The organism is Pseudomonas sp. NPDC089530 (assembly GCF_050280705.1).
Taxonomy (GTDB): Bacteria; Pseudomonadota; Gammaproteobacteria; order Pseudomonadales; family Pseudomonadaceae; genus Aquipseudomonas.
Genome location: NZ_JBNNVU010000069.1, coordinates 20,823 through 28,862, shown reverse-complemented (window position 1 = coordinate 28,862; position 8,040 = coordinate 20,823). Strand labels below are relative to the sequence as shown.

Sequence of the window (8,040 nt, the reverse complement as noted above, 5' to 3'; positions counted from 1 at the left end):
CGCGCTCTTCCGGCGACTCGATACCGTGGTCGACAGCGTTGCGCACCAAGTGCACCAGCGGGTCGGCCAGGGCCTCGACGAGGTTCTTGTCGAGGTCGGTCTCTTCGCCGACGAGCTCCAGGTTGATCTCTTTCTTGAGCTGGCGAGCCAGGTCGCGAACCAGGCGCGGGAAGCGCCCGAAGACCTTCTTGATCGGCTGCATCCGGGTCTTCATCACCGCGGTCTGCAGGTCGGCCGTGACCACGTCGAGGTTCGACACGGCCTTGGACATGGCTTCGTCGCCGCTGTTGAGGCCCAGGCGCACCAGGCGGTTACGCACCAGCACCAGCTCGCCGACCATGTTCATGATTTCGTCCAGGCGCGCGGTATCGACCCGCACCGTGGTTTCAGCTTCGCTGACCGGTTTTTCCGCCGGGGGCGCCGCTGGAGCACGGGCTGCTGCCGGAGCCCGGGCGGGCGCCGGGGCAGCCGCCGCTGGAGCCGGCTTCGGCGCTTCGGCCTTGGCCTCGGGCTTCTTCGCGGCCGGCTGGGCCACGGCGGCGGGTGCTGGGGCCGCAGCAGCGGTTGCGCTGCCGACCGCCGCCGCAGCGCCCGGCGCTTCGGAGAACTTGCCCTTGCCATGCAGCTCGTCGAGCAGGGATTCGAATTCCTGGTCGGTGATCAGGTCGCTACCGGCGGCCGCCGCGCTTGGCGCAGCCGGCGGTACCGCCGCGGCCACCGCGGACTCCAGCGCATCGACCGCAAAGTTGCCTTTGCCGTGCAACTGGTCCAGCAGGTCTTCGAATTCGTCGTCGGTGATTTCGTCGCTGGCCGCGGCCTTTTCCGCCGCAGGCGCGGCGGCCGAAGGCGCCACCGCATCCGCTGCGAACTGGCCCTTGCCATGCAACTGATCGAGCAGCGACTCGAACTCGTCATCGGTAATTTCGTCGCTGGCCGCTTCGCCTTCGGCTACGGGTGCAGCGGCCGGGGCCTGGGCCTCGGTCTTGGCGGCATTGAGCGAATCGAGCAACTGCTCGAACTCGCTGTCGGTGATATCGCCCGATTCGCTTTCAGCGACCGGCTCAGCCACCGGCTCGGCGGCCATTTCGACTTCGGCCGCCGGCTCGGCGACCTCCTCGGCTCCGGCAGGCTCGGCCAGACGGGCCAGGGCAGCCAGCAGTTCCGGGGTGGCGGCGGTAATCTCGGTACGCTCGCGGACCTGGCCGAACATGCCGTTCACCGCGTCTAGCGCTTCGAGCACCACGTCCATCAGTTCCGCGTCGACGCGACGCTCACCCTTGCGCAGGATGTCGAAAACGTTTTCGGCGATGTGGCAGCACTCCACCAGCTCGTTGAGCTGGAGGAAGCCGGCGCCCCCTTTTACAGTGTGAAAACCGCGAAAAATTGCGTTGAGCAGGTCCGCATCGTCTGGCCGGCTTTCCAGCTCGACCAGTTGTTCGGACAGTTGCTCTAGAATCTCGCCGGCCTCAACCAGAAAATCCTGAAGGATCTCTTCATCGGCGCCGAAGCTCATGTATGGGTGCTCCTAGAATCCAAGGCTGGAAAGCAAATCGTCGACATCGTCCTGACCGGATACAACGTCTTCACGTTTATCGGCATGAATCTGCGGACCTTCACCCTTGGCCAGATGTTTTTGCGGATCTTTTTCAGCGAGGATCGCCGCGCGGTCATGTTCGATACCGGCAAAACGATCGACCTGACTGGCCATCAGGACCAGTTTGAGCAGATTGCTCTCGACTTCGGTGACCAACTGGGTCACGCGCTTGATCACCTGACCGGTCAGGTCCTGGTAGTCCTGCGCCAACAGAATGTCGTTGAGGTTGCTCGAGACCGCGCGCGTTTCCTGCTCGCTACGGGTCAGGAAACCATCCACGCGGCGGGCCAGATCGCGGAACTCTTCCGCGCCCAGTTCGCGGCGCATGAAACGTCCCCAGTCGGCGCTCAGGGCCTGGGCTTCGCTGCTCAGGCCGTTGACCAACGGGGTGGCGCTCTCTACCAGGTCCATGGTGCGGTTGGCCGCGGCCTCGGTCAGCCTGACCACATAGGACAGGCGCTCGGTGGCATCCGTGATCTGTGAAACTTCCTCGGCTTGCGGCATATGCGGGTCAATCTGAAAATTGACGATGGCGCTATGCAGCTCGCGGGTGAGCTTGCCGACTTCCCGGTACAGGCCGCGGTCACGGGTCTGGTTGAGCTCATGGATCAGTTGCACTGCTTCGCCGAACTTGCCCTTTTCAAGGCTGTCGACCAGTTCCACTGCATGTTTTTTCAGGGTCGATTCAAAATCGCCCAATGAAGATTCGTTGTGCTCCATAGCTCCCCCCGTGGCGGAATGGTTCCACGCATCAACCAATGCGTTCGAAGATCTTCTCGATCTTCTCTTTCAACGCCTGGGCCGTGAAGGGCTTGACCACGTAGCCGTTTACTCCGGCCTGGGCCGCTTCGATGATCTGTTCGCGCTTGGCTTCAGCGGTCACCATGAGTACCGGCAGGTGCTTGAGTTTTTCATCGGCGCGCACGTGGCGCAGCAGATCGATACCGGTCATGCCAGGCATGTTCCAGTCCGTTACCAGAAAGTCGATGCTCCCACTGTTGAGAACCGGAATGGCGGTGGTGCCATCGTCGGCCTCGACCGTGTTGGTGAACCCCAGGTCACGCAACAGGTTCTTGATGATCCGCCGCATCGTTGAGAAGTCATCAACGATGAGGATTTTCATGTTCTTGTCCAATTCGACCTCCAAGCAGTCTTAAACGCGTCCAGCACCTGGACGCGCCATTCAATCAATCAGGCAGAGCACTCAACGACTGCATGGAATACACGCCGCAAGACCGACAACCTCGTGCCAGTCTCGTCCGCAGTGTCCCCACACTGCCTGTCAGCGCGCTCGCCACTCCCCCAAACGCCCCCGCAAACGGGCCGCGCACTGGCTGTGTAACTGGCTGACCCGCGATTCGCTGACCCCCAGGACCTCACCGATTTCCTTGAGATTCAGCTCTTCGTCGTAGTACAGCGCCAAGACCAGTCGCTCACGCTCCGGCAAATTGGCAATCGCATCCGCCAGCGCAGCCTGGAAACGTTCGTCCTCCAGGTCGCGCGACGGCTCGAGATGAGCACTCGCGCCATCCTCATGCAGCCCTTCATGCTCGCCGTCCTGCAACAGGTCGTCGAAGCTGAACAGGCGACTGCCCAAGGTGTCGTTCAAAATCCCGTAATAATCATCGAGACTCAATTGAAGTTCGGCCGCAACTTCATGATCTTTAGCGTCGCGACCGGTTTTAGCTTCAATTGCGCGGATCGCGTCACTCACCATCCGGGTATTGCGATGCACCGAACGCGGCGCCCAGTCACCTTTACGCACCTCGTCGAGCATCGCCCCACGGATACGGATACCCGCGTAGGTCTCGAAACTCGCGCCCTTGCTCGCGTCGTACTTGGTCGACACTTCGAGCAGGCCGATCATCCCGGCCTGGATCAGGTCCTCGACCTGGACGCTGGCCGGCAAGCGCGCCAGCAGGTGATAGGCAATACGCTTGACCAGCGGCGCATAGCGCTCGATCAGTTCGTACTGGCTGTCACGTGCCGACTTGCGGTAAAGATTGAAGCCGCTGGCGCTCATAGCACCGGTCCCGCTGTTTGATGCACGAGTCGCTCGACGAAAAATTCCAGATGCCCACGTGGGTTGGCCGGCAATGGCCAGGTATCGACTTTCTGTGCAATGGCCTTGAAGGCCAGCGCGCACTTCGAACGGGGAAACGCCTCATAGACCGCACGCTGCTTTTGCACGGCCTTGCGCACGCATTCGTCGTAAGGCACGGCGCCGACGTATTGTAGAGCCACGTCCAGGAAGCGATCAGTGACCTTGGTCAACTTGGCGAACAGGTTGCGACCTTCCTGGGGGCTCTGCGCCATGTTGGCGAGCACGCGGAAGCGGTTCATGCCGTAATCGCGATTGAGCAGCTTGATCAGCGCGTAGGCATCGGTGATCGAGGTCGGCTCGTCGCAGACCACCAGCAGCACTTCCTGGGCGGCGCGGACAAAACTGACTACCGAGTCACCGATACCCGCAGCGGTGTCGATCACCAGTACGTCGAGGTTGTCGCCGATATCGCTGAAGGCCTGGATCAGACCGGCATGCTGCGCCGGGCTCAGGTGCACCATGCTCTGGGTGCCGGACGCCGCCGGCACGATACGGATGCCGCCCGGCCCCTGCAGCAGCACGTCGCGCAGCTCGCAGCGGCCTTCGATGACATCGGCAAGGGTCCGTTTGGGCGTCAGACCCAGCAGGACGTCGACGTTCGCCAGCCCCAGGTCGGCGTCCAGCAGCATGACGCGCCGACCGAGCTCCGCTAGGGCCAGGGACAAGTTCACTGACACGTTAGTCTTGCCGACGCCACCTTTGCCGCCGGTCACCGCGATCACCTGTACGGGATGCATGCTGCCCATGTTCTTTCTTTACCTTGTCTTACTTAGACGGGGCCACATAACTGGCTGCGCGTTCACCAACGGAACAATGCCTGGCAGACCATCGATGTAGGTACATTGCAATCTTTTCATGAATCCCTCAGCCCACCCGTTTGGCCGGGTTGTGGTAGAGGTCAGCGAACATGTCGGCCATGGCTTCTTCGCTGGGTTCTTCCTGCATCTGCACGCTCACCGCACGACTGACCAGCTGGTGCCGGCGCGGCAAGTGCAGATCGTCTGGAATCCGTGGGCCATCGGTCAGATAGGCAACGGGGAGTTCGTGACTGATCGCCAGGCTCAGCACCTCACCAAGGCTGGCGGTTTCATCCAGTTTAGTCAGGATGCAGCCGGCCAGCCCGCAACGCTTGTAGCTGTGGTATGCGGCGGTTAGAACCTGTTTCTGGCTGGTGGTTGCCAAGACCAGATAATTTTTTGCGCGGATCCCGCGACCGGCCAGGCTTTCCAGCTGCATGCGCAGGGCCGGGTCGCTGGCTTGCAGACCGGCAGTATCGATCAGCACCACGCGCTTGCGCAGCAGCGGATCGAGGGCCTGGGCCAGGGACTGGCCCGGGTCGACATGGGTCACCGAGACATTGAGGATGCGGCCCAGGGTCTTGAGCTGCTCCTGGGCGCCGATGCGGTAGCTGTCCATGCTCACCAGCGCGATGTTCTGTGCGCCGTACTTGAGAACGTAGCGGGCCGCCAGCTTGGCCAGGGTGGTGGTCTTGCCCATGCCGGCGGGGCCGACCATGGCGATCACACCGCCCTCTTCCAGCGGCTCGGCTTCCGGGATCACGATCATCCGCGCCAGGTGGGCCAGCAGCATGCGCCAGGCCTGGCGAGGCTCGTCGATGTCCGTGATCAGCGCCAGCAGGTCGCGGGCCAGCGGACCGGACAGGCCGATACGCTGCAGGCGCCGCCAGAGGTTGGCCTGCTCGGGCCGGCTGCCTTGCAACTGGCTCCAGGCCAGGGAACCGAGCTGGACTTCCAGCAGCTCGCGCAGGCCATTGAGTTCGAAACGCATCGAGTCGAATGCCCGCGGATCGACGGCGGCCGGCGCGGCGACGACCGGGGCCGGACGCTGCGGCTCACTGAAGGTGGGTTCGATCAGCGGCTCGGCGGCGGTCAGCGGCAGGCCGGCGAACAGCTGGCGATTGGTGTTGGCATTGGTGTCGCCATCGCCACGCAGGCTCAGCTCGGCCTGGGCGGTGACGATGCGCGATTGAGTCTTGCGCAGCTCGTCCTCGAGCTCCATGTTCGGCACCCGGGGCGCCAGGGCCGACAGCTTGTAATCCAGGGCAGCCGTCAGTTCGACACCGCCGGCGATGCGGCGGTTGCCAATGATGGCGGCGTCGGCGCCCAGCTCATCACGAACCAGCTTCATGGCCTGACGCATATCGGCGGCGAAAAAACGCTTAACTTGCATAACCCACTACCTCAGCCGTTGGGCCCTACTGTCGCAACGATGGTCACTTGCTTGTTGTCGGGAATTTCCTGATAGGCCAACACGTGCAAGCCCGGGACCGCCAGGCGCCCGAAGCGCGAGAGCATCGCGCGAACCGGACCGGCTACCAGCAGAATCACCGGTTGACCTTGCATTTCCTGGCGCTGCGCGGCTTCGATCAACGAACGCTGCAGCTTCTCAGCCATGCTTGGCTCCAGCAGAACGCCCTCTTCCGAGCCTTGTCCTGCCTTCTGCAGACTATTGAGCAAGATTTGTTCCAACCTTGGTTCCAAGGTGATCACAGGCAGCTCAGACTCAGTCCCTACAATGCTTTGCACGATGGCGCGCGACAATCCGACGCGCACGGTCGCCACCAGAGCGGCAGTATCTTGACTCTTGGCGGCATTGTTCGCGATGGCTTCGGCGATGCTGCGGATATCCCGCACCGGCACCTGTTCGGCCAGCAGCGCCTGCAGCACCTTGAGCAACTGGGACAGGGAGAGAACGCCCGGCACCAGCTCTTCCGCCAGCTTTGGCGAGCCCTTGGCCAGCAATTGCAGGAGCTGCTGGACTTCTTCGTGGCCGATCAGCTCGCTGGAGTGCTTGTACAGAATCTGGTTGAGGTGGGTGGCGACCACAGTACTGGCGTCGACCACGGTGTAACCCAGCGACTGCGCCTGGGCGCGCTGGCTGATCTCGATCCAGACCGCCTCCAGGCCGAAGGCCGGATCTTTGGCGGTGATGCCATTGAGCGAGCCGTAGACCTGCCCCGGGTTGATCGCCAGTTCGCGATCCGGGTAGATCTCGGCCTCGGCCAGGATCACCCCCATCAGGGTCAGCCGGTAGGCGCTCGGCGCCAGGTCGAGGTTGTCGCGAATGTGCACGGTCGGCATGAGGAAGCCCAGGTCCTGGGACAGCTTCTTGCGCACGCCCTTGATCCGTGCCAGCAATTGCCCGCCCTGGTTGCGGTCCACCAGGGGAATCAGGCGGTAGCCGACTTCCAGGCCGATCATGTCGATCTGGGTCACGTCGTCCCAACCCAGCTCCTTGGTTTCCAGGGCCCGGGCCGGCGAAGGCAGCAGGTCCTGCTGGCGCTGGACCTCTTCCAGGGCGCGGGCCTTGACCACGTTCTGACGCTTCCAGAACAGGTACGCCGCGCCGGCCGCCAGGGCCGCCATGCTCAGGAAGGAAAAGTGCGGCATGCCCGGCACCAGGCCCATCACCGCCATCAGGCCGGCAGCGACGGCCAGGGCCCGGGGCGAGGCGAACATCTGCCGGTTGATCTGCTTGCCCATGTCCTCGGAACCGGAGGCACGGGTCACCATGATCGCGGCCGCGGTAGACAGCAGCAGCGACGGCAATTGCGCCACCAAACCGTCACCGATGGTCAGCAGCGCGTACACCCGGCCGGCATCGCCGAAGGACATGTTGTGCTGGAAGATACCGACCGCCATACCGCCGATCAGGTTGATGAACAGGATCAGCAGGCCGGCAATGGCGTCGCCGCGGACGAACTTGCTGGCACCGTCCATGGAGCCGTAGAACTCGGCCTCCTGGGCCACTTCCTGGCGCCGCGCCTTGGCCTGGGCCTGATCGATCAGGCCGGCGTTGAGGTCGGCGTCGATGGCCATCTGCTTGCCCGGCATCGCATCGAGGGTGAAGCGCGCGCTCACCTCGGAGATACGCCCGGCACCCTTGGTCACCACCACGAAGTTGATGATCATCAGGATCGCGAACACCACGATACCGACCACATAGTTACCGCCGATCACCACTTCGCCGAAGGCCTGGATCACCTTGCCCGCGGCGGCGTGGCCGTCCTGGCCGTGGAGCATCACCACCCGCGTGGACGCCACGTTCAGCGCCAGGCGCAACAGGGTCGCCACCAGCAGGATGGTGGGGAATACCGCAAAATCCAGAGGCCGCAAGGCGTACACGCAAACCAGCAGCACGACGATCGACAGCGCGATGTTGAAGGTGAAGAACACGTCCAGCAGGAACGGCGGCACCGGCAGCATCATCATGGCCAGCATGACCAGCAGCAACAGCGGCACACCCAGGTTCCCCCGACTGAGTTCAGTCAGGTTAGTGCGAGCCGTGCTGATTAACTGAGAGCGATCCACCGGTATTCCCC

Annotated in this window: 7 protein-coding genes; all 7 read right to left on the bottom strand. The window is 63.1% G+C overall.

Annotated features, from left to right (window positions below):
- The coding region (locus ACQKQA_RS22195; RefSeq protein ID WP_427562424.1) for a chemotaxis protein CheA at positions 1–1,513 on the bottom strand (1,513 nt) is incomplete at its 3' end.
- A 12-nt stretch (positions 1,514–1,525) separates the two neighbouring features.
- Positions 1,526–2,314: a protein phosphatase CheZ gene (locus ACQKQA_RS22190; RefSeq protein WP_427562422.1), complete on the bottom strand. Its 789-nt coding sequence runs from the start codon at positions 2,312–2,314 to the stop codon at positions 1,526–1,528.
- Between the two features lie 31 nt (positions 2,315–2,345).
- Positions 2,346–2,717: a chemotaxis response regulator CheY gene (locus tag ACQKQA_RS22185; RefSeq protein WP_003183998.1), complete on the bottom strand. Its 372-nt coding sequence runs from the start codon at positions 2,715–2,717 to the stop codon at positions 2,346–2,348.
- A 159-nt stretch (positions 2,718–2,876) separates the two neighbouring features.
- Positions 2,877–3,617: an RNA polymerase sigma factor FliA gene (gene fliA / locus ACQKQA_RS22180; RefSeq protein WP_427562418.1), complete on the bottom strand. Its 741-nt coding sequence runs from the start codon at positions 3,615–3,617 to the stop codon at positions 2,877–2,879.
- Positions 3,614–4,444, bottom strand: coding sequence for a flagellar synthesis regulator FleN (gene fleN, locus ACQKQA_RS22175; protein ID WP_007922506.1), 831 nt, complete (start codon positions 4,442–4,444; stop codon positions 3,614–3,616). The genes fliA and fleN overlap by 4 nt, the downstream gene beginning before the upstream one ends.
- Before the next feature lie 118 nt (positions 4,445–4,562).
- Positions 4,563–5,888 carry a flagellar biosynthesis protein FlhF gene (gene flhF / locus ACQKQA_RS22170; protein WP_427562414.1) on the bottom strand — a complete coding sequence of 442 codons (1,326 nt, stop codon included), beginning with the start codon at positions 5,886–5,888 and terminating at the stop codon, positions 4,563–4,565.
- An 11-nt stretch (positions 5,889–5,899) separates the two neighbouring features.
- Positions 5,900–8,029 (bottom strand): flagellar biosynthesis protein FlhA, encoded by a 2,130-nt coding sequence (flhA, locus tag ACQKQA_RS22165; RefSeq protein WP_427562411.1) that lies wholly within the window; start codon positions 8,027–8,029, stop codon positions 5,900–5,902.
- Positions 8,030–8,040: the final 11 nt, after the last annotated feature.

Excerpts from the sequence above, each read along its gene's own strand:
- ACQKQA_RS22190 (WP_427562422.1), bottom strand. The coding sequence starts at position 2,314 with ATGGAGCACAACGAATCTTCATTGGGCGATTTTGAATCGACCCTGAAA.
- ACQKQA_RS22185 (WP_003183998.1), bottom strand. The coding sequence starts at position 2,717 with ATGAAAATCCTCATCGTTGATGACTTCTCAACGATGCGGCGGATCATC.
- fliA (WP_427562418.1), bottom strand. The coding sequence starts at position 3,617 with ATGAGCGCCAGCGGCTTCAATCTTTACCGCAAGTCGGCACGTGACAGC.
- fleN (WP_007922506.1), bottom strand. The coding sequence starts at position 4,444 with ATGGGCAGCATGCATCCCGTACAGGTGATCGCGGTGACCGGCGGCAAA.
- flhF (WP_427562414.1), bottom strand. The coding sequence starts at position 5,888 with ATGCAAGTTAAGCGTTTTTTCGCCGCCGATATGCGTCAGGCCATGAAG.